At 70.9% G+C, this 24,328-nt stretch carries 13 protein-coding genes and 3 pseudogenes; 6 read left to right on the forward strand and 10 right to left on the reverse strand.

The features are described 5' to 3' along the window. The first annotated feature begins 5 nt into the window (after positions 1-5). Genes ACIQBL_RS45940 through ACIQBL_RS45955 form a run of 4 tightly spaced genes read left to right on the forward strand, consistent with a single transcriptional unit; the run spans position 6 to position 10,946 of the window. Entirely contained in the window at positions 6-3,359 is a 3,354-nt protein-coding gene (locus ACIQBL_RS45940; protein WP_401954453.1) for an amino acid adenylation domain-containing protein, read from the forward strand. After that, the gene (locus ACIQBL_RS45945) at positions 3,352-5,907 is read left to right on the forward strand and encodes a type I polyketide synthase (protein ID WP_401954456.1); all 2,556 of its coding nucleotides are present in this window, start codon (positions 3,352-3,354) and stop codon (positions 5,905-5,907) included. Before ACIQBL_RS45940 ends, ACIQBL_RS45945 begins: the two co-directional genes overlap by 8 nt. A gap of 22 nt (positions 5,908-5,929) precedes the next feature. Then, positions 5,930-9,178: an aminotransferase class III-fold pyridoxal phosphate-dependent enzyme gene (locus ACIQBL_RS45950; RefSeq protein ID WP_401954459.1), complete on the forward strand. Its 3,249-nt coding sequence runs from the start codon at positions 5,930-5,932 to the stop codon at positions 9,176-9,178. A 55-nt stretch (positions 9,179-9,233) separates the two neighbouring features. Next, positions 9,234-10,946 (forward strand): carbamoyltransferase N-terminal domain-containing protein, encoded by a 1,713-nt coding sequence (locus ACIQBL_RS45955; protein WP_401954462.1) that lies wholly within the window; start codon positions 9,234-9,236, stop codon positions 10,944-10,946. Positions 10,947-11,187: 241 nt separating this feature from the next. Here ACIQBL_RS45955 and ACIQBL_RS45960 read toward each other — a convergent pair. Continuing rightward, positions 11,188-11,325: pseudogene (locus ACIQBL_RS45960) on the reverse strand (hypothetical protein); the annotation flags it as partial. A 2-nt stretch (positions 11,326-11,327) separates the two neighbouring features. Further along, positions 11,328-11,592: pseudogene (locus tag ACIQBL_RS45965) on the reverse strand (transposase); the annotation flags it as partial. Positions 11,593-11,643: 51 nt separating this feature from the next. Here ACIQBL_RS45965 and ACIQBL_RS45970 point away from each other — a divergent pair. Both ACIQBL_RS45970 and ACIQBL_RS45975 read left to right on the forward strand, forming a co-directional pair. Next, positions 11,644-11,928: pseudogene (locus ACIQBL_RS45970) on the forward strand (helix-turn-helix domain-containing protein); the annotation flags it as partial. A gap of 173 nt (positions 11,929-12,101) precedes the next feature. After that, positions 12,102-12,401, forward strand: coding sequence for a hypothetical protein (locus ACIQBL_RS45975; protein WP_401954518.1), 300 nt, complete (start codon positions 12,102-12,104; stop codon positions 12,399-12,401). Positions 12,402-12,497: 96 nt separating this feature from the next. Here ACIQBL_RS45975 and ACIQBL_RS45980 read toward each other — a convergent pair whose 3' ends face one another. The 8 genes from ACIQBL_RS45980 to ACIQBL_RS46015 all read right to left on the reverse strand — a co-directional run bounded on the left by ACIQBL_RS45980 (position 12,498) and on the right by ACIQBL_RS46015 (position 24,254). Further along, positions 12,498-13,277 carry a thioesterase II family protein gene (locus tag ACIQBL_RS45980; protein ID WP_401954465.1) on the reverse strand — a complete coding sequence of 260 codons (780 nt, stop codon included), beginning with the start codon at positions 13,275-13,277 and terminating at the stop codon, positions 12,498-12,500. Then, positions 13,277-14,011 carry a thioesterase II family protein gene (locus ACIQBL_RS45985; protein WP_401954468.1) on the reverse strand — a complete coding sequence of 245 codons (735 nt, stop codon included), beginning with the start codon at positions 14,009-14,011 and terminating at the stop codon, positions 13,277-13,279. Before ACIQBL_RS45985 ends, ACIQBL_RS45980 begins: the two co-directional genes overlap by 1 nt. Continuing rightward, positions 14,008-15,276: a cytochrome P450 gene (locus ACIQBL_RS45990; protein WP_401954471.1), complete on the reverse strand. Its 1,269-nt coding sequence runs from the start codon at positions 15,274-15,276 to the stop codon at positions 14,008-14,010. The genes ACIQBL_RS45985 and ACIQBL_RS45990 overlap by 4 nt, the downstream gene beginning before the upstream one ends. After that, the gene (locus tag ACIQBL_RS45995) at positions 15,263-17,470 is read right to left on the reverse strand and encodes an amino acid adenylation domain-containing protein (RefSeq protein WP_401954474.1); all 2,208 of its coding nucleotides are present in this window, start codon (positions 17,468-17,470) and stop codon (positions 15,263-15,265) included. The genes ACIQBL_RS45990 and ACIQBL_RS45995 overlap by 14 nt, the downstream gene beginning before the upstream one ends. A gap of 213 nt (positions 17,471-17,683) precedes the next feature. Then, on the reverse strand, positions 17,684-17,902 hold the full coding sequence (locus ACIQBL_RS46000) for an MbtH family protein (RefSeq protein ID WP_401954477.1): 219 nt from the start codon (positions 17,900-17,902) through the stop codon (positions 17,684-17,686). Positions 17,903-18,045: 143 nt separating this feature from the next. Further along, positions 18,046-19,101 carry a TauD/TfdA family dioxygenase gene (locus ACIQBL_RS46005; RefSeq protein ID WP_401954480.1) on the reverse strand — a complete coding sequence of 352 codons (1,056 nt, stop codon included), beginning with the start codon at positions 19,099-19,101 and terminating at the stop codon, positions 18,046-18,048. A 46-nt stretch (positions 19,102-19,147) separates the two neighbouring features. Next, on the reverse strand, positions 19,148-22,924 hold the full coding sequence (locus ACIQBL_RS46010; protein ID WP_401954483.1) for an amino acid adenylation domain-containing protein: 3,777 nt from the start codon (positions 22,922-22,924) through the stop codon (positions 19,148-19,150). A gap of 19 nt (positions 22,925-22,943) precedes the next feature. Next, a complete protein-coding gene (locus ACIQBL_RS46015; protein WP_401954486.1) occupies positions 22,944-24,254 on the reverse strand; it encodes an MFS transporter in 1,311 nt (436 codons plus the stop codon). Between the last annotated feature and the right edge of the window lie 74 nt (positions 24,255-24,328).

The following is a 24,328-nucleotide window of genomic DNA, read 5'->3' on the forward strand; positions in this document are numbered from 1 at the left end:
CACTCATGACTGACTACGACCTCCGGAAGAAGCTGGAGACGGCGCTTCGGGCACGGGCCGGGCAGGCACGCACCGAGCATCCGCTCTCGTACGCGCAGAGCTCGATGTTGATGCTGCATCGGATGGACCCGGAGAGCGCGTCCTACAACGTCGCCCTCACCGTCCGGTTCACCGGCGGATTCGACTCCGCCGCGTTCCACCGCGCGCTGCAGTCGCTCGTCGGGCGGCACGCGGCGCTGCGCACCACCTTCAGCCCGGCGGGCGCCGACGGCGGGGACGGCCTCGCGGGCCGTCAGACCGTCCACGGCTGGCTCGAACCCGACTTCGCCGAGCTGGACGCGCATGAGTGGACTGACGGAGAACTCCAGGAGGCGGTGCGAGCCGCCTATCGCGAGCCGTTCGCCCTCGTGACCGGGTCTCCCCTTCGAGCGCGGGCCTACCGGGTGGCGCCCGGAGAAGCGGTCGTTCTGCTGGCGGCCCACCATGCGGTGTGCGACTTCTGGTCGCTCGGCACCATGCTGGCCGAACTCGAGCAGCTCTACGCCGCCGAGGCCGAACGGCGCCCGGCGGGGCTGTCCGGGCGCAACAATCCGTACAGCGACTTCGTCACGTATCAGCGTGAGCTGATCGCCGGCGATGGGGGTGCCCGGGCCCGCGCCTACTGGCACTCCCAGCTGTCCGGTCAGCCGGAGCCGGCCGAATGGCCCCGGTTCGATCTGGACCCGGCGGACGCCGACGGCGGCGATCAGCTCGTGTTCCCCATCCCCGCGGACCTCGCCGCCGACGTGTTCGCGCTGGCCAAGGCGGAAGCGGTGACGCCCTACGTGGTACTGCTGACGGCCTTTCAGATCCTGGTCGGCCGCTACACAGGCCGACGTGACGTGCTCGTCGGGAGCCCGTTCGCCGGCCGCACCGACCCGGCGCTGGCCGAATGCGTCGGGAACTTCGTCAACTCCGTCGTGCTGCGCGCAGACCTGAGTGACGCGGTCTCGTTCCGCGAGCAGCTCGGCCGGACCCGCCGCACCGTCGCCGAGGCGTTCGAGCACCAGGACTATCCGTTCGAGCTGCTCGTCAGCGAGCTGGCGCCGCGTCGGGTGGACGGCCGCAATCCGGTCTTCCAGGCGATGTTCATCTACCAGAAGTCCGGCCGGCATCCGGCGCACACCGCCCTCCACGTGGCCGACGAGGGCGCGTCCCCGGTCGCCTGGGCCGGACTGTCCGCGGCGCCGTTCCCGCTGGCCAAGCAGGACAACCAGTTCGAGCTCACCCTAGAGGTCGTCCACGACGGCGACCGGCTCGTCGGAGTGCTCAAGTACCGCAAGTCCGTCTTCTCCGCCGCCGCGGCCGGCCGTGCCGCCGAGCACTACGCGACGCTGTTGCGGGCCGCGGTCGCCGGCCCGGACCGCAGCGTGGCAGAACTGCCGATCCTGACCGAGGCCGGGCACGGCGCCGACCGGCACCCCGTGCCGGTGTCCGTCGCGCCGGACGACAGCCTGGCGGCCCGATTCCGGCAGGCCGCGGAGCAGCACGCCCGTCGAACGGCAGTGCGCTGCGATGGCGACCGGCTCACGTATGCCGAGCTCGACGAGCTGGCCGGGCGCTGGACGGCCCGGCTGCGGGCCGAGGGCGTCGGGCCGGGCAGCCGGGTCGCCCTCCTGCTCGAGCCCTCCCTCGACACGGTGACCGCGATCGTCGCGGTCCAGCGGGCCCAGGCGGCCTACGTGGTCCTGGACCCGTCCCATCCCGCGGCCTGGTGCCGGACGGTGCTCCAGGACAGCGGAGCGCGCGTGGTGCTCACCCAGCCGGACCTGACCGGTCTGCTGGACGGTGTCGCGGTGCCGGTCCTGGTCATGCCGGAGGCCGAGCTGCCGCCGGCCGGCGAGCCCGGCGATCTGCCCCGAGCCGACGACGTGGCCTGCACCGTCTACACCTCCGGCTCGGCCGGGACGCCCACGGGGATCGACGTCGAGCACGGCAATGTCCTGACGCTGCTGGAGTCGATGCGCGAGCACGTCGTCATCGACGAGACCGCGGTCGGGGCGTTCTTCCACCCGGCCGGTCTCGATCTGTCGCTGTGGGGCACCCTGCTGGCCGGGGCGTGCCTGGTCGTCGTGCCGTCGGGGGCGGCCCGCTCGCCCGAACTCTTCCACACGCTGCTCGTCGAGGAACGGGTCACACACACGGTCCAGACCCCCTCCGCCCTGCACGGCCTGTCCGCCGTGGTCCGGCGGACCGGGACCCAGGGTCTGGCGCTGAGGCACGTCTTCTCGTACGGCGAGCCTCTGCCCGCGCCGCTCGCCCGGACCGTCCGCGAGTGGTGCGGGACGCTGTGGAACGTGTACGGCCCGGCCGAGACCACGGTCTGGGCCACTGCGCAGCCCGTCCGGCCCGAAGACTGCGTGGGAACCAGCGTGCCGGTCGGACTCCCGCTGGCGAACGCCCGGGTCCACGTCCTCGACGAGCACGGGCAGCCCGTGCCGCCGGAGTTCACCGGCGAACTCCACCTCGGCGGACAGTGCGTCAGCCGGGGTTACGTCAACCAGTCGCAGCTGACGAAGGAACGCTTCCTCGACAGTCCGCTCGAGCCGCGGGGCCGGCTGTACCGCACCGGCGATCTGGCGCGGGTCAACACCCGGGGGCAACTGGAAATCCTGGGACGTGTCGACAACCAGGTGACGATCAGCGGGTTCCGGGTCGCGCTGGAAGGCGTGGAAGCCCAGCTGGACAAGGTGCCCGGTGTCAGAAGGTCGACGGCGTTGGTCGTCGGCGCGGGCGTCGACGACAGCCGCCTCGTCGCCTGCGTGATTCCCGAGCCGGGGTGGAACTTGACGGAAAGCGCCCTGAGCGCGGAGTTGCGTTCCACGCTGCCGCATTCCATGGTGCCCACCGCGATCGGGTTCCTCGACGCGTTCCCGCTCGACGCCAGTCAGAAGGTCGACCGCGCCCGACTGGCCGCGCAGTTCGCGAGCGTGGCCGCTCGAACCGGCGTCGCCGGGGCGCCGAGCGACCACGAGCGCCGGGTGACGGCCGTTTGGCAGCAGGTGCTGCAGCGCCAGGACATCGGCCGCGATGACAACTTCTTCGATCTCGGCGGCAACTCCGTGCTGCTGCTGCAAGTCCACGAACTGCTCGCCGACGACGCCGCAGACCCTCCGCTGAAGGGGTCCGAGCTGTTCCGCTATCCGACCGTGGCCAGTCTGGCCGCGCGCCTCGGCCGGGCCGATGCCGCGCCCGCCGTCGTCGGCGGAGGCGAGGGCCGCGACCGGGATCGGACGTCGAGCCGACGCGTCCGACTGGCGGACGACACGGTCCGCGGCGCGCGCCTGCGGGCCCGGGAACGGGGCGGGAAGAATGCCTGACGCCGACGAGACCGACGTGACGATCCGGTCGAACGACGTGGCCGTGATCGGGATGTGCGGCCGGTTTCCCGGCGCCCCCGACGTGGACGCGCTCTGGAGCCGGCTGCGGGCCGGGGACGAGCTGCTGACCACCTACACCGACGACGAACTCCTCGCGGCCGGTGTGCCCGAGCGGGTACTCCGCGATCCGCGTTACGTCCGGCGAGCGGCCGTCCTGCCCGACGCCTTCGACTTCGACCCCGAGTTCTTCGGCTATACCCGGCGCGAGGCGAAGCTGATCGATCCCCAGCAGCGGATCATGCTGGAGGTCGCGTGGGAACTGCTCGACACCATCGGCTACTCCGGCGGGGCCGACGGCCAGGCGGTCGGGGTGTTCGCCGGCGCGGCGATGAACACGTACCTGACGAACGTCGTTGCCCGGTCCTGCGACCTGCTGACCTACGACGGCATCGAGCTCATGGTCGCCAACGACAAGGACTATCTGACCACGCGGATCTCCTACAAGCTGGGCCTGAAGGGGCCCAGCGTCGCCGTGCAGACCGCCTGTTCGACTTCGCTGGTCGCGGTGCACGTGGCCGCGCAGAGCCTGATCGCGGGGGAATGCGACATCGCGCTGGCCGGCGGCGTCTCGGTGATCGCCAACGCGTATCCGGGCTATGTGTACCGCGAGGGGATGATGTTCTCCCCGGACGGCCGGTGCCGTCCCTTCGACGCGGACGCCGACGGCACCACGTTCGGCGACGGCGTCGGCCTGGTGGCCCTGAAGCGGCTGGCCGAGGCGATCGAGGACGGCGACCGGATCCTGGCCGTGCTGAAGGGATCGGCGGTCAACAACGACGGGTCCGACAAGATCGGCTACACCGCCCCGAGCGTCGAAGGGCAGCGGGCGGTGATCGGCGAGGCGCACGCGGTCGCCGGGGTGGACAGCGACACCATCACGTACGTCGAGGCGCACGGGACCGCGACCGCCCTGGGCGACCCCATCGAGTTCGCCGCCCTCAGCGAAGCCTTCGTCGCCGGCGGCGCCCAGCCCGGACAGTGCGCGCTGGGCTCGGTCAAGGCGAACGTCGGGCACCTGGCCGCCGCCGCCGGGATCACCGGGTTCATCAAGACGGTGCTGGCCCTGCGGCACCGGGAGATCCCCGGCCACCCGACCTTCACCCGGCCCAACCCGGAGATCGAGCTGGCCGGCAGCCCGTTCCACATCAATACTCTGCCGATGGCGTGGCAGCCGGGCCCGACCCCGCGGCGGGCCGCGGTCAGCTCGTTCGCCATCGGCGGCACCAACGCGCACGTCGTGCTGGAGGAGGCGCCGCCGCTGCCCGCGCGGACGCCGGACGCCGGTCCCCGGCTGCTCGCGGTGAGCGCCAAGAGCGACCGGGCGCTGCGCGAGCTGGCCGGCCGGCTGGCCGACGTGCTGGCGCGGCCGGACGCCCCCGACCTCGCCGGCGCCGACTACACGCTGCGGGCCGGCCGGCGCGGGTTCGCGCATCGCCGCGCGGTCGTCGCGGACGACCACGCCACCGCCGTGGCCGGACTGCGGGAGATCGCCGCGGGGGCCGCGGCGGCGCCGACGGCGGAGGCCGCCCCGGCCGTGTCGTTCCTGTTCGGCGAGGTCCCGGTCGAGGATTTCCGGGTGCTGGCCGAGCGGGTGCCGGCCGTGGCCGACATCGCGCAGCGGTCCACCGACAGCGTCCTGATCGGCGCGCAGAGTCCGCCGGCCGCGCGGGTGACCGCCGCACTGGTGCTCGCGACGCTGTGGGCCGAATCCGGCGCGCGGCCCGACGCGGTCGGCGGCGCCGGAGCCGGCGAAGTCCTCGCGGCCTGCTTCAGCGGGGTCCTCGACGAGACCGAGGCGCTGGCCCTGCTGTCCTGGCGGGCCGGGCTGCTCGACGGCCCGCCGGAGGTGCGGCCGCGGGTCCCGCGCGTCCCGATCCTGTCGGCCGTCGTGGGCGGCGAGCTGCCGGAGTCGCGAGCCCTCGACCCGCTGCACTGGACTCGGGACGTCTGGGAGGGCGGCCGGCTGGCCGGGGCATTCGGGGGCCTGACCGCGGACGGGGCGACGGTGGTCGTCATCGGAACCCCGGCTGAACCGCTGCCGGGGGACTTCGGCCCGGACGGCGGCGCCGAGTCGTCGCCGGTGGCGCGGCTGCTCCACGACGCGGCCCGGCTGTGGACCGCGGGTGTGCCGGTGGACTGGTCGGGCTGGTCCGGCCAGGAGCCCCGCAGGGTCCCGCTGCCGGCACATCCGCTGTATCGCAGCAGGCTGCGGCTGGACGAACCGGACCAGGTGCCGCCGGCGGCCCCCGCCGGCCCGCCGCGCGGCGAGGAGCTGAAGCGGCTGCTGGCGAAGCTGTGGACCGAGGTGCTGCGCACCGAGGTCGTCCGCTACGACCAGAGCATCTTCGACATCAACGACGACTCGGTGCTCGCCGTGCGGCTCGCCCGCCGGATCGGGACGGAGCTCGGCGTCCCCCTGCCGACGATCGATCTGCTGAAGAACCCGACGGTCGACCGCCTGGCGGCGCACCTGGCCCGGGTCGGCTGACGTGAACCACGAGGAGAACACCGTGGAGCCACTGCTCCCAGAGGTCGTCGCGATGGTCGGCGGCTATTTCGACATCCGGCCGGACGCGCTGGATCCGGACGTCTCGTTCGCCGAAATCGGTGCGGACTCGATGGCGCTGCTCGGCATGCTGCGGCTGGTCGAGGAACGCTTCGGCTGCAAGGTCTCGCTCCGGAAGCTGTTCGGCGACATCCAGACGCCTGCCGCGCTGGCGGCGCACCTGGCGGCGAACGCCCCGGCCGGGACGCCGCCGGAGGCTGCGGCGACCCCGGCCACCGGTGCTGTGATCGGCGCGGCCGTCGACGTGCCGCAGACCCTCGCAGCCGCGCCGGTGGCGCCGGTTTCGGCCGACACCGTGTCGGCGCCCGGAGCCACGACGGCAGTCGAGCGGCTGATCACCGAACAGCTCGCCGTCATGCGAAGCCAGCTAGAACTCCTGGCGGGCGGTGCCGCCCCGGGCGCCGGACCGGTCGTCGTCGAACCGGCGCCCGCGGCCCGTCCGGCGGGGCGACCGGCCTCGTCCCGGCCGGCCGCCCCGCTCGCACCCGGTGCGCGCGGCGGAGCCGGCCTCGTGGAGTCGGCAGAGCGCGTCCGGTATCTCAAGGTCCTGGCCGAGCGGTTCGGCAGCAGGACGAAGGGCTCGAAGGAGTTCGCCCAGCGGTTCCGCCCGCTGATCGCCGACAGCCGCTCGTCCATCGGCTTCCGGCCGACGACCAAGGAGATGCTGTACCCGATCGTCGCCGAACGGGGGCAAGGCGCGCGGCTGTGGGACATCGACGGCAACGAGTATGTCGACCTCACCCTGGGTTGGGGTGTCCACCTCCTCGGGCACAACCCGCCCGCCGTCATGGCGGCCCTGCGCGAGCGGCTGGACCTCGGCTTCCTCATCGCCTCGCGCACCGAGGTGGTCGAAGAGGTCGCCGCCGGCCTGATCGAACTCACCGGCATGGAGCGGGTCGCCTTCCTGAACACCGGCACCGAAGCGGTCATGACCGCCCTGCGCATCGCCCGGACCGCGACCGGCCGCGACGACGTCGTGGTCTTCTCCACCGCCTACCACGGTCACGCGGACAGCGTGCTCGCCGCGGCCTCCTCCGAGAACGGCGTGCGGACCACCCGGCCGATCACCTCGGGCATCCCGGCGCGCGCGGTGGAGAACGTGCACGTGCTCGAATTCGGCACCGACGAGGCCCTGGAGTTCATCGACAGGCACGGTCCGCGGCTCGCCGCGGTGATGACCGAGCCGGTGACCCTCCGCACCCCCGGAGTGCAGAACCCCGAGTTCCTGCGCCGGGTTCGGGAGATCACCCGGCGGCACGGCACGAAGCTGATCTTCGACGAGATGGTGACCGGCTTCCGCTGCCACCCGGCCGGTGTCCAGGGGCTCTACGGCATCGAGGCCGACCTGGCCACGTACGGCAAGATCATCGGCGGCGGCATGCCGATCGGCGTGATCGCCGGCCGGGACGGGATCATGGACACGATCGACGGCGGCGTGTGGGACTTCGGCGACGACTCCCGCCCGACCGCGGAGTCCACCTTCTTCGCCGGCACGTTCAGCCAGCATCCGATGACCATGGTGGCGGCCCGGGCGGTTCTGGACCACCTTCGCGGCGAGGGCCCGGCCCTGCAGCGGGACCTCGATCACAGGACCGAGGTGTTCGTCGACCGGCTGAAGGCCGACTTCCGCGAGCTCGACGTGCCGATCGAGGTCCGCCGGTTCTCCTCGTTCTTCCGGTTCGAGCACGAACAGAACATGGACCCCCTGTACCTCAACCTGCTCGACCGCGGCGTGTTCGTCTGGGAGCTGCGCAACTTCTTCCTGTCCACGGCGCACGAGCAGGCCGACCTCGACCACATCCGGGCAGCGGTCCGCGACTCGATCACCGAGCTGCGGGAGCACGGTGTGCTCGGCCCCGGCCGGGCGGCCCCGGCGGGGGCCGTGGTGTCGCCGCCCGCGCCGCGCAGCACCCTCGCGCAGCGGCAGCAGGCGGCACTGGACGAGGGCGGCGTGCCGGCGTATCAGATGTCCGTCGGCTTCTGGCTGGACGGTCGGCTGGACCGGGACGCGCTGCGCGGCGCCGTGCAGGGCCTGGTCGCGCGGCACGAGACCCTGCGGACCACGCTCGCTGCCGACGGCGTGACGCTCGTCGTGCATCCTGCTGCGGAGACGGTGCTGGACGAGGTTCTGACCGAACACGTCTGCCCGGACGACGACGACCTCGACCGCTTCCGGCAGTCCTGGGCCGAGCAGCGGCTCGACCTCGCGGCCGGGCCGGTGTTCCGCGCCGCGATCGCGCAGACCGCTCCGGAGCGGCATCTGCTGCTGATCTCCGGGGCGCACGCCGCGGTGGACGGCTGGTCGTTCAGCGTCCTGGTCGACGACCTCGTCGCGCTGTACAACGCCGGCTGCCAGGATGTCAGGCCTCTGCTGCCGCCCGCGGCGCAGTTCCGGGACTACGCCGCGTGGCACGAGCGGGTCGTCGGCGGCCCCGACGCCGCCGGGCACCGGGACTACTGGCGCACTCTTCTCCAGGGCGCGGCGGCTCCGGAACTGCCCGGGTCCGGCACGTCCGGGCCCTTCCCCTACAGGGCGGTGCGGCACAGCGTCCGGCTCGACTCCGAGTTCTGCGACCGGATGCGCGTCACCGCCAGAGAGCAGGGCGCGACGGTGTTCGCCTACCTGGTCGCGGCCTGGGGCGCCGTGCTGCACCAGGTGACGGGGCAGGACGACATCGTCGTCCCGGTCCTGGCCGCCCGCCGACCGCAGGAGCTGGACCAGGTGGTCGGGTACTGCTCGAACCTGCTGCCGCTGCGTCTGCGGCGGACGGCGGACGTCCTGGCCGCGGACTACGTGGCCGAGGTCATGGAACACCTCGTGACCGGGCTCGAGACCCAGGACCACCCGTTCGCCGACCTCATCGTGGAGCTCGCGCCCGGAACCGGCTTGCGCGCCGACCTGCTCGCGACGTCCGTCTCGTTCTACCGCCGCGTGGCGGCGCCCCCGATGGACGGGCTCACGGTGTCGGATGCCGACCCGCTGCCGATCATTCACACCGGCCACCCCCTGGCGCTGAACATCATCGAGAGCGCGGACGGCTTCCGGTGCGACTTCGAGATCGCGACGGACGTCGTCGCTCCCGACCTCGCCGCCGACGTCGCGCGCCGCTACCAGAACCTGCTCGCCGGCCTGGTCGCGCACGGCGAGCGCCCACTGGCCCGGCTGGACCGGCCCGACCATGACGACCTCTGAGCACCACCTCCGGCACGACCACATCAGCCCTCGGACATACGGGAGCCGCAAGACCATGATCACAGCAGGCCTGAAGCTCACGCAGAGCGGCGGCATCGCGATCCTCGACGAGGACCGTCTGGTGTTCAACGTCGAGATGCAGAAGATCGCCAACGGCGCCCGGTACAGCAACGTCGACGAACTCGACGACCTGGTCGGCGTCATGGACAAGTTCGACCTCAAGGTCGGCGACGTCGGCACATGGGCGTTGGACGGCTGGGACGGCGCCGCCGGCGGGCGCGTCAAGGTGCTCGCCGGCGGGATCCGGACCGAGGTCCTGGTCGCCCCCTACCGGGAGACCGACCTGGTCCCCGACCCGGCGCTGCCGGGCCACCGCGGCCGGATCGTGATCGGCGGCCAGGCGCTGGACTACGACAGCTACGTCCACGTCGCCGGTCACCTGGCCTCGGCCTACTGCACCAGCCCGTTCGCGCGCCGCGGCGAGCCGTCGATGGTGCTGGTCTGGGACGGCGGCTGCTTCCCGCGGCTGTACTGCGTGGACGCCGACGGCCGGATCGAGGCCGGCGGCGAGGCGTTCCCGCTCATCGGCCACACCTACTCGATGACCTCGCAGTACTGGGGCCCGTTCAAGCGGCAGAACAAGTCGAAGAACGTCGACGACCTCTCCGTGGCCGGGAAGATGATGGCGTACATCGCCCTGGGCACTTCGCAGGAGCGGATCAAGCAGGTCTTCCGCGAGGAGTTCTTCGAGTTCTTCGACGCCGACTCGCCGCGGGTGCGGGAGTACCGGCGGGCCATCATCGGGTGCGGCAGCACCGGTGAGCAGTCGCATGCCTACGTACACCGGTTCCTCTCCGCCGTGCAGACCCGCACCGCCACGCTCGGGTTCTCCGACGAGGACGTGCTGGCCAGCGTCCACACGTTCATCGAGGAACTGCTGATCGACCGGGTGACCAAGAAGATCCAGGCGTGGAAGGGCGGCGGCGCCTGGAACCTGTGCTTCGCCGGCGGCTGCGCGCTGAACATCAAGTGGAACAGCGCCCTGCGCTCCCACCCGACGATCAAGGCCATGTGGGTGCCGCCGTTCCCGGACGACTCCGGCGTCGCCATCGGCACGGCCTGCCTGGCCGCGGCCGGCGGCTCGGGGCTCCGGCCGATCCAGTGGGGCCCCCGGCTGGGCCCGGCTCTCGAACCGACGCCGGACGTGCCGCGCGGCTGGAGCACGTCGCCCTGCACGCCGGAGGAACTGGCCCAGATCCTGCACACCACAGGCCAGCCCGCGGTCGTGCTCGACGGCCGTGCCGAACTGGGACCCCGCGCGCTCGGCGGACGCAGCATCATCGCCTCGGCGGTCGAGGCCTCGATGAAGAGGCTCCTGAACGACGTGAAGAGCCGGGAGCCTTACCGGCCGGTCGCGCCCATCTGCCTGGAAGAGCATGCCCCGACGGTCTTCGACCCGGGCACGCCGGACCCGTACATGCTGTTCGAACACTGGGTCCGTCCCGAGTGGATCGACCGCGTCCCGGCCGTCATGCACCTGGACGGCACGGCACGGCTGCAGACCGTCAACGCGTCCGACGACCCGAACCTGCACGCCATCCTGCGCGAGTACTACAAGTGCAGCGGCATCCCGGTCCTGTGCAACACGAGCGCGAACTACAACGGCCGCAGCTTCTTCCCCGACGTCGCGTCGGCGATCGAGTGGGGCCAGCTCGACCTGGTGTGGAGCGAGGGCGTCCTGTACCGGCGGGAGGACTCGACGTTCTGACTGAAGCGTTTGGTCCGGTGATTCGTGTGTGGTTCCGGGTGGCGTTCGTAGTCGCGGGCGAGGCGTCGGTGGTGCGATAGCCGGCCGATGCTGCGGTCGATGGTCCACCGTCTCGGGACGATCGTGAATCCGCGGGTGCCGGGCGGGCGTTGGACGGGGTGGACGTCGCGTCGATGGCGCTGGTGCGGTAGCCGGCGTCCACCCAGGCCTTTGTGATGTGCGGGTGGGCGGCGGCGATGCGGGACAGCAGGGTCACGCCGACTGCGGTGTCGGAGGCGTCGGCGGTGACCAGCACGGTCAGCGGCAGGCCGAGGGCGTCGCAGCCGAGGTGGCGCTTGCGCCCGATGATCCGTCGGGCCGCCAGGGCGTCGGGGCCCAGGTGCGTCCCGGCGGCGTCGTGGTGAGCCCGAACGGTGGTGGAGTCCACGCCGACCAGTGACAAGTCCACCTCGCCCCGCCTCGCGGCCTCCGCGATCGCGCCCTCCATCAGGACTTCGAAGACGCCCGCGTCACGCCACTGCCGGAAGCGAGGGGAGACGGTCGACCACGCCCCGAACTCCGACGGCGTCTCCCGCCACTGCCCTCCGGTCTTGAACCGCCGGATCAGGCCCCCGAACTGCTGCCGCAGGCGCTCCGGGTACGGACCGCAGAGCTGACCCGGTGGGCCCGGCGCGCGAGAACCGCCCAGTTCCTCGCGTTGCGGGCGAAGTTCGTGCTGCGGTGTGCGGAGGGCGGGACGAACAAACCGGTCGCGGCGGAGCTCGGGATCGACCAGGCGACGCTGAACCGCCGGCGTGCCCGGTTCATCGAAGACCGCCTGGACGGGCCGGCCGACGAGCCACGCCCGGGAAGACCGCCCTCGATCCTCTTGGACCGGGTCGCGGAAATCGCCGTGGCGACCTTGGAGTCCACGCCAGGCGAAGACACGCACTGGTCACAGGCCTCGATGACCGAACGTACCGGCCTGTCGACGTCCACCATCGGGCGCAGCTGGCGCAAGTTCGCCCTCAAGCCGCATCTGCAGGACTCCTTGGTGCGCTCGATGCTCGGGTGGCGACGCGGTCAGCAGCGCGTACCAGCCGTCGGCCGCCTCCTCGGCGTCCAGGACCTGCCCGCGACGAGGGCAAGGACCCCGGCCGGCGCGATGTCCACCGGGTGCTGGAGGACGTCCACACCCTCAACGGCCCCCGCAAGCGGGACCCGGTGCCGACCGTGCGCCGGATCCTGGTCCACTCCACCGGCAACGCCGCAGGCCAGCAGGCCGCTCGCGCCAAACGTCCCGCCCGCGCCACCGAAGACCTGGAGAAAGTCCGGCGCGGGGCCCACGGCAGGTACTGCAACACCCCGGAGAAGATCACCGCCCGCATCGGAATGATCACCAAGACCCGCCGAGTCGCCTCCTGCCTGCGCACCGAGGTCGGCCAGGACGACAGCCTTTGCCGCCGTCGGGAGTAGGCGGGCGAGGCCGGGCTGACCTTGTGGCCGAGGCGTGGGAGTTCGCCGTGGCCGCGCCGGAACCCCGACCGCGGGTTTCCGGCGCGGAGCCGGACATCACCTTTGATTCCGCACCGTGAACTCCAGGTCGGACGCGATCTGGTTGATCATTTCGGTGGTGCCGGCGGGGTCGAAGAAGTGCCCGCCGGACACCGTGGTCAAGCTGAACGCCCCTGAGGTTTCCCGGTACCAGTCCCGCATGAGCTCGGGTGGTGCCTGCGTATCGTCTGTGCCGGCGAAAGCCCGCAGGGGCACCGCCAGCGGCAGCCCGCTTCGCGGCGGGCAGGTGCCGACGACGGTGAGGTCGGCGCGGACGATTGGCAGATACATGTCCAGCAACTCTTTGTTGTCGAGGATTTCCGCGGCTGTGCCGCCGAGCTCACGCAGGTAGGCGATCAGCATCTCGTCCGACTCGTTCCAGCCACGCACCGGCAGGCCTCGGAAAGGAGCGCAACTGCTCGCGGAGAACATATGCGAGGGCTGCGGTAGGCCCCGCTCGCGCAGCAGGTGCGACACCGCCAAGGCCACACGCGCGCCCATGCTGAATCCGAAACAGGCATACGGTGGATTCAGCTCTCCGGCCATCGCGTCGGCAACGGCCTCGGCCAGCGGTCGCATGTCCCGGAAGGGTTGCTCCGCGAAGCGGTTCCCGCGGCCAGGCAGCTGCACGGCCACCACCTCGACGTACGGCGGAAGCAGGAACCGCCAGTCTCGGAATGAGGCGGCACTGCCCCCCGCGTAGTGGAAGCAGAACAGGCGCAGTGCCCTGGCTTCGTGGGCCGGACCAAGCCGCTGGAACCACTTGGTCTCTGCCCCGCGCCGTGACCGAGCAGCCACTAGGCCCCCTTCGTACCCAGCCCGGCGGCGAACAGTTCGAACAACTCCGGTGGTCCGTCAAGGAACCGGTAATGTGCCCCCGGAAGCACATGGTGATCCGTATCTCCGCACCGGTTCCAGCCACTCATTGTGTGGTGCTGGACTTCGCGGTCCTCGCTCCAGCCAATGGTCGTGATCGGCATGGTCAGCCTGACGGGTTCGGGGACGACGTACCGTTTGTTGACCTCGATGTCGGAACGCAAGACTTCCAGCGCCAGTTCGAGAACCTCCGGGCTCGGGTTCCCGCCGCGGTCTTCGATCAGGATGCGGAGTTCGTCGGTCAGCCCATCGTCATCGAGTTCCAGGAACCGTCCAGTCGGGCCGTCCTGCGGCGCCACCTGTGAGGAAATGAACAAATGGCCCGGAACGGCCGGGTCTGTCGCCTCGGCCTGGACGGCTGCCTGGTATGCCGCCAAAGCCGAGCCGCAGTGCCCGAAGAAGCCGTACGGCCGGTCGAGGTAAGGCGCCAGGCCGGCCACGAGGTTCACGGCCAACTCTTCGTAGGTGGTCGGCATCTGTTCGCGCATCCGGTTCGCGCGTCCAGGTAGTTGTACCGGCACGAGTTCGACACTGCCCACGCCGGACGGCCAACGGCCGTACATCCCTGCGCCGGTGCCCGAGTAGGGGATACAGAATATCCGGGCGGTGGCCAACGGATCGGGCTTGCGCAGCAGCCAAGGATTCATGCCCTTCATGACTTTCTCCCTCCGATGCGCCGCTTCGCGGTTATGGGGATGTGTTTGAAGCCCGAAACAAAGTTCGACCGCAGTCGTTCCGCCGGTCCGGCGGCCTGGAAATCATCGAAGCGTTCGAACAGCTCGTTGAACAGGATGCGAAGGGTCAGGCGCGCGAGTGAGTGACCGACGCAGTAGTGCGGCCCCACCCCGAAGGCTAGGTGCCTGTTGGGCTTGCGCCTCAGATGGAAAACCTCGGCGTCGGGGAACGCCTTTTCGTCACGGTCGGCCGCACCGAGCCATACCACCACCGCATCTCCGGCGGCGATCGGCGTATTGTGCATGACTACGTCCTGGGTGGCGTAGCGCAGGAAGTGATTGACCGGAGATGCCCAGCGCAGGGCCTCCTCGGTGGCGGTCGCGTCTACCTCGGGGTGCGCGGCCCAGTCGTCAAGAACGTCCGTGCCGATGAACTGGGCCATGACGAAGTTGGGTGAATGCGGTGTGGTGACGTTCGCACCGAGCAACAAGCTGTAGCAGTTGGAGGTGATCTCTCCCGGGGACATATGGCGCCCCTCGAAAGTGGTCCCGATCAATACACTGAGCAAATCGTCGCCGGGGTTGGCGCGCCGGAACTCCACGAGGTCTTGGAAATAGGCGAACAGCTCGCGGTGCGCGGCCTCCAGAGTGGCGGCCTTGCCATCCGGGCCTTGATACTCCGGATCGTCGGCGGCGATGCAGACCGTTGTCAGCCGGCTCAGCCACGACCAGTCCCGCCGCGGGATGCCCATCAGTGTGCCGCTGACGGCCATGGGGAGAGCCAGAGTGGCTTGAGCGAAGTCGAAGACTCCTCCGTCGCCGAGTGGTTCGATCAGTTCGACCAACAGACTTGTGATCATGTCGCGCTGCCGGTCGACAGCGCGCGCGGTGAGCGCCTTCTGGAGCCGGCCCCGCATCTCGGTGTGCCGGGGCGGGTCGGTCACGGCGAGCTGCCGTCCACCCGCAGGGTCGTCGTGTCCGAGCAGGTCCACAAGAGTGCCGCGTTCGGAGGTGAAGACGGCCCAGTCACGCAGGACGCGATCGGCGTCGTCGTAGGAAACGACCGACCAGAATCCGTTCTCGTCGTCCACCTGCTGCCAGTGCAGGGTGTCCAAGGCACGCAGGCGACGCCACATCGCCGGAGCGTCACCGTCGCTGTACAGCATCGGATCAACGAGGTCGATTCCGCCGTTGTGGACCGGGCAGCCCGGTATTCGCGCCGAGTGGATGGAGTCAGACGTCGTCACGAGTGATCTCCCGGCTGAGGTCGGAGATCTGAGTGGCCAGCTCGCCGATGGTCGGTTGCAGGTACAGGGTCCGGGCGGTCAGCTTGACCTGGAACTCGCGCTGCATCTGGCTGAGCAGCTCCGCGGCGAGCAGTGAGTGCCCGCCGAGTTCGAAGAAGTCGTCCTCGACCCCGATCGGCTCCACGTTCAGCGCCTCACCCCACAACTCCGTCAGGCGTTGTTCGAGACCGTCGCGGGCCGGGACGTATTCGTTCCACACCGAACGCGCGATGCTGCTGTTGGCCGGCAGCGCCCGGCGATTCACCTTGCCGCTGGCCGTCAGTGGAAGCGCGTCGCGGACCAGGATCGCGGCTGGCAGCGAGTACGCGGGCAACGTCGTGGCCAGATGGGTTCGCAGGCGGACCGCGAGATCGGCATGGCTTCGCACCGCCCCACCTCGTGCCTCGATGTACGCGATGAGGCGAGGATCCCCCGAGGGGTCGCGCTGCGCCACGACGGCGGCCAGCCGCACGTCTGGGTGAGCCAGCAACTCGGTCTCGACGGCGCCGGGCTCCACCCGGTATCCGCGGATTTTGACCTGGCCGTCGAGCCGGCCATGGAAGAGCAGCGTGCCGTCCTCGGTCCAGCTGACCAGGTCGCCGGTCCGGTACACGCGTCGGCCCGGCTGGTCGGCGAACGGGTCTGGAAGGAAGCGTTCGGCGGTGGACGCGGGGTCGCCCACATAACCGAGGGCGACACCCTCACCGCCGGCCCACAGCTCGCCGCGTACACCGATCGGAACCAACCGCATCCGGGAGTCCATGACGGCGACCGAAGTCCCGGCGATCGGCCGGCCGATCGGCACAGGATCTCCACCGGTCGGGCCGTCGGCGACCCAGCATGTCGTGAAGGTGGTGTTCTCGGTCGGACCGTAACCGTTGGTGAACGTCAGGCCGGGCTGGGCGGCCAGCAGATGGTTGAGGTGAGCCGGAGAAATCACGTCGCCGCCGGCGATCAGCCGTCGGACGCCGGCCAGCGCCCGCGGCCGGGCGGCGACGAGCTGGTGGAAGAGCCCAGCAGTCAGCCACAGCACGCTGACCCGCTCGGCGGCCAGGGTGTCGGCGAGGGTGTCAATGTCCATCGGCCCGGGAGGGAGGACCGCCAACCGCGCGCCGTGGACAAGAGGGGCCCACACCTCGAGGGTGGAGGCGTCGAAGGCCAGCGGTGCCGCTTGCAGGAAGACGTCGCCGGGTACGGGGTCGAGCCAGTCGGGGTCGGCGACCAGGCGGCTGACGGCGCGGTGCGGCACGAGAACACCCCGGGGCTGACCCGTAGTGCCCGAAGTGAAGGAGACATAGGCCGGAGATTCATGAGGGAGGTCAGGAAGCGCCGGCGGTACGGTCGTCCCCGCCGTGCTGTCGAACGGGATGGCCCGCACCCTGTCGGGCAACCCGACGGCCAGGTCCGGATCGGTCACAGCGACGTGCACATCGGCGGTGGCCAACAGCCGGCACACCCGCTCGGCCGGATCGTTGAGATCCACGGCCAGGTACGCGCCACCGGCACGAAGCACGCCGAGCAGGGCGATCACGGCTTCCGGGGAGCGGGGCATGAGAACGGCGACGACCGAGCCGGTGCGAACCCCCGCCGTGTGGAGTTCCGCGGCCAGGGCGCCGGATCGGTCCATCAGCTCGCGATACGTGACGTGGTCGTCTCCCTGGCTGAGCGCGACGGCGTCGGGAGTCGACGCGGCTCGCTCGGCGATCAGCACTGGCACCGGACGCAGTTCCTTCGCCGGTGGGCCGGCCATGAAGCCGCGCACTTGCGCTTCGTCGGCTTCGGTCAGCAGATCGAGCCGGCTCAGACAGAGGTCCGGCTGCGCCGCCGCCCGCCGCGCCTGCCTGGCGATCGGCGTGTCACCTGCCGGCCGTACGGTCAGCGCTGCCCCGGCCTCTTCGGTGTCCGCGTCGGCAGCCAATACCTCGACGTCCACCGATCGTGCGTCACCGTAGTAGTCCGCCTCGGGCGGCGCCGCGTCCCACTCCGCCGCTACCCGCTCGGCCAGAGCGACGAGCGTCGGATCGCCCGAGACATCCACATCCAGCGGTCCGCGTACCCCGTCCGCGTCCCGATACAGAACGCTTGTCCGCTCGTCGCCCGTCCGCCGGTGAATTGCCGCGACCACTGTCGCGATCGTCGTAGCCGCGCTGGTCATTGGGACCTCCCGATCGCCCGCACCGGCAAGCGGTTGAAGCCGAACATGAAGTGGGAACGCAGCCGTGAAGTCAGGGCTTGCTCCTGGTCTGAGACAGTCGGCTGGTCCGCGTAGACCGCGGTGTTCCGCCCGAACAGTGTGATGGCGCTGGATTTGCTCACGGATGACTCTTTTTCCGTCCTGAGCACCAGATTCTTGAAGCGGAACTCGTTTCTACCGCGGTTCATCGATTATCGACCTGATCAGGCTGGCCGGCCTCATGTCCGTCCAGTGCGCGGAAACGTATTCAAGGCAGTTCTTGCGAGTTTCCTGGCCGTACACCACCTTCCAGCCGGCCGGTACCGCGCTGAAGGCGGGCCACAGCGAATGCTGGTTCTCGTCGTTCACCAGAACCAGGCATGCGCCTTCTTCATCGTCGAACGGATTCGCCACGAATTCTCCTGAGAAATCGATCAAACGGCCGTCAGCGTAACAGTGACGATAACCAGCCGTCACCGTTGCGGAAGCTGGATGATTGGCCTCGCATCGGCTGTGTCTCGCCGGCGAGACACCGGCGTCGGTGCAATGGGATATCGCTATTCCTGATCGCCGACGGTCTCGCCGGTCATGTCGCCGAGCGCCACCACGATCTTCCGCGGCCCGGTGAAGGGACTGCGTGAGTGCGCGACCAGCATGTTGTCGATGACGAGGACGTCACCCTCCTGCCAGGAGAAGGCGACCGATTCCCGGTCCATCAGGTCGCGGACCTCGTCCACCAGGGCGTCGTCGATGACAGTGCCGTCGCCCCAGAAGACGTTGCGCGGCATCCCCTGATCGCCGCAGATCTCCAGCAGCGAGGAGCGCGTTTCCGGGTCCAGTGACGACGGGTGGTGCAGCGCCAGCTGGTTGAAGAACACGGCCTCGCCGGTCACGGGGTGACGCAGCACCGCTTCGGCCTGACGCGAGGTCCGCAGGCCTCCGTCCGGCGTCCACTCGAAGCTCGTCCCCTCCGCGGCGCACCTGCGCTCGACCGCGGCGGGATCGTCGGTGCCGAAGAAGCGCGACCAGCTGACGTCGACGCCTTCGATGAAGTTGCGGACATAACGGAGCTTCTTGGTGGCGAAGAGCTCGGCCAGCTTCGGACGCATCCGGGCGAGAACCGTCCGGCAGTCGACGATCGGCGTCTGGCCACCGGACCGCGGGGCCACGACGCACGAGAAGAACTGCCGCATCGGCCACTGCGGCAGATGCGAACTCTCGTTGTGGAACAGGATCGAGAGGTCTTCCGGATACGGTGTCGACTTGTATACGCGGGCCGACTCGCCCTCTCGCGGAAGGTCCCCGTACTCGGGGAAGAGGGTGCTGCAGATCGCCGAGGCGGCCAGTTCGAACTTCTCCACCGAACCGGCGTGGAACCCCCTGAGCAGGACCGCGCCGTGCCGCAGCAGTTGTGCCTCGAGGTCTTCCCGGTTCGCGCGCAGCCAGCCGGGCAGGTCGACGCCGGGACCGGCCGGCGTGATGAGGACGGGGGTCGTCGGTGACTCCGGCAGGAAGCCGATGTTCACCGCATCCCCGGTGGGTATCCGCACCTGCCGCCGAGTCGCGCCCAGAAGGGAGCGCGGACCCGGTGTCCTGGAAGTCGCTTCGTTCATGTCCTGGTCCTCATTTCCTCGGCGCTGAACCCGGCCGTGCTCTGTGTCATGCGTCGATCTCCCGTCGGATCAGCTCGGCGAGTTCCTCCACCGCGGGCTGTCGCATGATGCCGTGGTGGGTCGTCGCCACAGAGGTGAAGCCGAGCGCGGGTCCGACCACCGATCCCCAGCCCCACGTACGGTCCGGATCCTGCGGCTCGTCGGCCGGCTCGGCGCGCACCAGCAGCACCGGGAAGTCGGCGCGGCCCAGTTCGCCCTGCTCCTGCACGAGGTGGCGGTCCAGCGCGGTCATGTTGGTCATGTAGACGTCCAGCAGGTTCTTCAGCTCCGCCTCACCGGAGTCGGGAGGCAGCCGCCCCACGTCCTGAAGGGCCTTGAGCAGTTCCTGATGACCGAGCCGGCCGACCGACTCCTCCGGCAGGTCCAGCTGGTAATGGAAGGCGAAGCGGCGCAGGAGATAGTCGTCGGGCTGCCGGGCCAGGGCGCTCTCCGCGTTCCCGGGGACCCCGCAGTTGACGATGATCAGCTGCCCTACCTCGCGCCCGGCACGGCGCAGCGCCTGGGCCGTGGCGTAGGCCATGACGCCGCCGAAGCACCAGCCGACGATCACCGGAGCGGCATCGCCGACGGCCGCGATGTTCGCCGCGTACTCCTCGGCCATGGCGACGAAGTCGTCCTGCGGGGGCCTGCCGTGCAGTCCCCAGGCCTCTATGCCGTAGACCGACCGCTCCGCCGGGATCAGCCGGGCCAGCTCCCAGTAGCTGAGGGTGTTGCCGCCGCCGGGGTGGACGCAGAAGACCGGGGCCCGCTCCTGCCGGCCGCGGCCGGCGCGCAGCGGGACCAGGTTGGAGTCCTGGACGTCGCTCCTGCGCACCAGCTCCGCCATCGCCGCGACGGTCGGGGCGCTGAACACCGCGGACATCGGCAGGCGGCAGCCGAAGGCGTTGTTGATCTGGGCCATGAGTTTGATCGCCCGCAGCGACTGGCCGCCGAACTCGAAGAAGTCCGCGTCCGGGGAGGAGATGTCCTGGTCGAGGGTCGAGGACCAGATCGCCAGCAGACGCTGTTCCACCGAGTCGCGCGGCCGGCCCGCCCTGGCCTTCGGCGGCGCGATCGGGGCGAGGGCGCGGCGGTCGAGCTTGCCGTTGCGGGTCAGCGGGAGCCGCTCCAGCACCTGCCACCCGGTCGGCACGAGGGCGGCCGGGAGGTGCAGACCGACGGCTGCTCGTACGTCCTCGACGGAGAGGTCCGCCGCGACGGCGGCGGTGAGGTAGGCGTCCAGGTGCGTGACGAGTCCGTCGGCGTCCGCGCGCGCCACGACCGCGGCGGCGCCGACGCCGGGCCGGTCCGCCAGCAGCGTCTCGATCTCGCCGAGCTGTACGCGGTATCCGCGCAGCTTCACCTGGTCGTCGATCCGGCCGAGGATCTCGATGCCGTGGCCGGGCACCAGGCGGCCGAGGTCTCCGGTCCGGTGGGCGTCCGCGCTGTCCGCCGTACCGAAGCCCGACGCGCCCTCGCGCAACCGGGCGAGGTAGCCGAGGCCCACGCCGGGCCCGCTGATCAGTACCTCACCGGGGCACCAGGGCGGCAGCGCGGCACCCGCCGCGTCGACCACCGTGAGGGTGTTCGCCCCGAGGCCGGAGCCCACCGGGACCGAGGCGCAGCGCTCGTCGATCGACTCGGCCGGCGGGAGGCAGGCGGCGCCCACCGTCGACTCGGTCGGACCGTAGTGGTTGTACAGGCGCAAGGACGGCGCGATCTCCCGCAGCCGCTCGTACAGCGGACGCGGCAGCCGTTCGCCGCCGAGCACGAGGGCCTCGCTCGGCAGGAGCGCGAGCGGATCGGCGGCGTCGGCAAGCAGCGCCGAGAGATGCGAGGGCACCAGCTTCATCGCGGCCGCGGGGTGCTGCTGGAACCACTCGGTGAGCACCGCGGGGCTCGTCGCGGTCTCGGTGGGGACGAGCTGGACGCAGCCACCGCCGGCCAGGGTCGGGAAGAGGGCCGTGTAGGCCAGGTCCGCGGCGAGGGTGGAGACCGCCGCGAACTCGGCGCCCTCGGACAGGGCGAGCGTCTCGCCGATCGCCGAGGCGTAGTGCGCCAGTTGCCCGTGCCCGATGACGACGCCCTTGGGAAGCCCCGAGGTGCCCGACGTGAAGATCACGTAAGCGGTGCCGGTGGCCGCCGCGCCGGAAGTCACCGCACGCCCCGGGTCGACGACCGCGTCGGCCGTGCACACGATGCGGACGGAGGTCTGGTGATCGGCCTTCGGATCGGGGGTGAGCAGCAGCGCGGGGTCGGCCTCCCGCAGGATCGTCTCGATCCGCTGCCGCGGCCACGTGGGGTCGAGGGGGACGAACGCCGCGCCGGCGAGCCAGACGCCGAGCATCGCGACGACCGTTTCCGCCGAGGAAGGAACGAACAGCGCGACCCGCTGCCCGGCCCGCACGCCGTGCTCGCGCAGCAGGTGCGCCACCGCGTCCGCGCCCTGCGCCGCGTCCCGGTAGGACACGACGGTCCCGCCGGAGCGCAGCGCGGGCCGCGTGGGCGTGCGCTCCGCCTGCGCGAGGAAGCGGTCGAGCACCGAGGCGTACGACGCACGGAGCCCGGCCTCGGCGTTCGGCGCGGTGAGGCGCAGGCCGCCGACGGCGCGCTCCGTGCCGCCGGACACCAGGTCGGTCAGCTGATGTCCGAAGGCCTCGGCGACGAGGTCCAGGTCGGCCCGGGCGACGCGGCCCGCGCCGCCGACGAAGGTCAGGCGCAGGCTCCGCGGCCCGCGCACGCAGTCGAGGTGCAGCGCGCCAGGAGCTTCGTGGCCGGACGCACCGGCCGAGAGTTCCTCGGCCCACCGGTCCAGGCGGTGCCGGTACGAGAGCCGGCCCCCGTCCGCCGTCTGGTGTGCGGCGACCGCGGTCCCCGGGTCGACCTCGTTCTCGACCGCCGCCACGGAGCCGAGCGCGTCCTGCGACGCCCGCAGCGCGTCGGCGACCGGGGTGTCCGCGTCGATCTCCAGCCGTACCGGTACCGGACGCTCCAGCAGGCCGAGTACGTTCTCCAGGCCTTCGGTGGCCCGGCCGGCGGCCAGCACCAGCACAGGGTCGTCGGCGTCGGGGCAGTACCGGCCGTACAGCGAGCGCCAGAGCGCCAGCAGCACGGCCGCCTCGCTCACGCCGTACCGTCCGGTGAGGTCGTCCAGCCGTTCCAGAGCCGGCCCCTCGACGACGGCCGAGGCGCTCACCGGCTCGGCGGCCGGGTCCCGGAGGGCGACGGGCGTGAGGAAGGGCAGCGCCGAGGACGGCTTCGACGACTGCCGGGCCGCCGCGTCGGGCACCGGCGGCCGAGGCGACTCGTCCAGCACCTCACCGAGCCAGGCGGCGACATCGGCGTACTGCAGCACCGCGTCCTCGGCCGGGGCGGCCGTGTCCTCCAGCAGCAGGCCGACGAGCAGGGTCCAGGAGGCGTCGTCGACGCTCAGCCGCGGCAGGGTGAGAACCAGCCGCGTGCCGTCCGGACCGAGTTCGTGCTCGACGGTCAGCGCGCCGGCACGGAACACGGTGCGATCCGTTCCGGACCGCTCGATCGCGACCGGGCCCACCGGATCCACGACCTGGACGAGGGTGGGGAGCCCCGCGAACTCGGTGTACCGGGTCCGCAGGCTCTCGTGCGTCGCGACCGCCGTCGCGATCCGGGCCGCCAGGTCCGGCACCGGTATCCGGGTGGCGGTCCGGACGGTGCGCACCGCCGTGCTCCGGGCCTCGCCCGACCGGGCGAGCTGTTGCGGGGAGAGCTGATAGCCCTCCTCCTGCGAGGTCTCGACGGTTGTCATGATGTCTGCTCCTGAATGGTCATGCGGGCTCCGGCGCGGCGACCGAGTCGGAATCGGTGGCGTGCGCCTCCAGGCGGCGTACCGTGCGCACGGGCGAGAACAGCAGGGCCAGGGAGGCCAGGAACGTCCCGCTCGCGGCCAGCACGATCGCCGTCCGCAGCCCGGTACCGGAGGCGAGCGCACCGCCGAGCAGCGAGCCGAGCGAGTACGCACCCAAGGCGCAGGTACGGGCCGTGGCGTTCACCCGCCCGAGCAGCTCGTCCGGGGCGGAGACCTGCCGGAAGCTGATCACCGTCACGTTGAAGACGGGGACGCTGAACTGGACCATGAAGGAGGAGGCCGCGACGACGGCGAGCGCCACCAGTGAGTGGCCGTCCACGGCCGCCAGGACGAGATAGCCCAGCCCGGGCAGCGCCATCGTCAGGATCAGGGTGGGGCCGACGCCGAACCGTTCGGTCAGCGGGCGGACCAGGAGGACGCCGACCAGGGCACCCACGCTGCCGACCGCGACGATCAGGCCGACCTGCTTCGAGCCCATGTCGAGCATCCGCAGCAGATAGAGGAAGAACACCGACATCAGGGCGCCGGAGAACAGATTGATGATCAGCGCGGCCGTGGTGAACCAGCGCAGCAGCGGGTGCCGCACGATCGCGGCGAATCCCTCGCGGATCGAGGCCCCCACCGAGAGGGTCGCCGCCGCCCCGGGCTGGGGCTTCGGCCGCTCGTCGGCCGGCAGTCCCGCCACCATGAAGAAGGACAGGGCGTAGCTCGCCGCGTCCACCGCGATCGCCACCGGCGCGCTGAGCGCGCTGATCAGCAGGCCCGCCGCGCCCGGCCCGACGACCTGCGCCATCGAGCCCGACAGTTCCAGCTTCGCGTTCGCCTCGCCGAGCCGGTCCCGGCCGATCAGACCGGGTGTGTAGGACTGGTGGGCGAGGTCGAAGAACACGGTCATCACGCCGACGACGAAGACCACGACGAAGAGCTGACCGATGTTCAGCACATCGAGCCAGTGCGCGACGGGGATCCAGGCGAGGGCCGCGGCACGCACGACATCGGCGACGATCATCACGGAACGGCGCGCCCGGCGGTCCAGCATCACGCCGACGAAGAGGCCGAAGAGCAGGAACGGCAGCGTCTCGAGGGCGACGAGCACGCCGGCTTCCATCGGCGTCGCGTGGAGCAGCAGGACCGCGGTCAGCGGCATCGCGACGTAGGTGATCTGGGAACCGAAGAGCGAGGCCGACTGACCCGTCCACAGCAGCGCGAAGTTCCGCCGGCGGAACAGCGAAGCTGGCTTCTTCCCGGCGCTCGCGGCGTCCTCGCTCATGAGCGCCACACCGCCTCACAGATCTTGGCACCCGGTCGGGAGCGCCGGGTCTCGGCGTGTTGGTCCATCACAGT

The organism is Streptomyces sp. NPDC088350 (assembly GCF_044753545.1).
Taxonomy (GTDB): Bacteria; Actinomycetota; Actinomycetes; order Streptomycetales; family Streptomycetaceae; genus Streptomyces.

Excerpts from the sequence above, each read along its gene's own strand:
- ACIQBL_RS45940 (WP_401954453.1), top strand. The coding sequence starts at position 6 with ATGACTGACTACGACCTCCGGAAGAAGCTGGAGACGGCGCTTCGGGCA.
- ACIQBL_RS45945 (WP_401954456.1), top strand. The coding sequence starts at position 3,352 with ATGCCTGACGCCGACGAGACCGACGTGACGATCCGGTCGAACGACGTG.
- ACIQBL_RS45955 (WP_401954462.1), top strand. The coding sequence starts at position 9,234 with ATGATCACAGCAGGCCTGAAGCTCACGCAGAGCGGCGGCATCGCGATC.
- ACIQBL_RS45985 (WP_401954468.1), bottom strand. The coding sequence starts at position 14,011 with ATGAAGGGCATGAATCCTTGGCTGCTGCGCAAGCCCGATCCGTTGGCC.
- ACIQBL_RS45995 (WP_401954474.1), bottom strand. The coding sequence starts at position 17,470 with ATGACCAGCGCGGCTACGACGATCGCGACAGTGGTCGCGGCAATTCAC.
- ACIQBL_RS46005 (WP_401954480.1), bottom strand. The coding sequence starts at position 19,101 with ATGAACGAAGCGACTTCCAGGACACCGGGTCCGCGCTCCCTTCTGGGC.
- ACIQBL_RS46010 (WP_401954483.1), bottom strand. The coding sequence starts at position 22,924 with ATGACAACCGTCGAGACCTCGCAGGAGGAGGGCTATCAGCTCTCCCCG.
- ACIQBL_RS46015 (WP_401954486.1), bottom strand. The coding sequence starts at position 24,254 with ATGAGCGAGGACGCCGCGAGCGCCGGGAAGAAGCCAGCTTCGCTGTTC.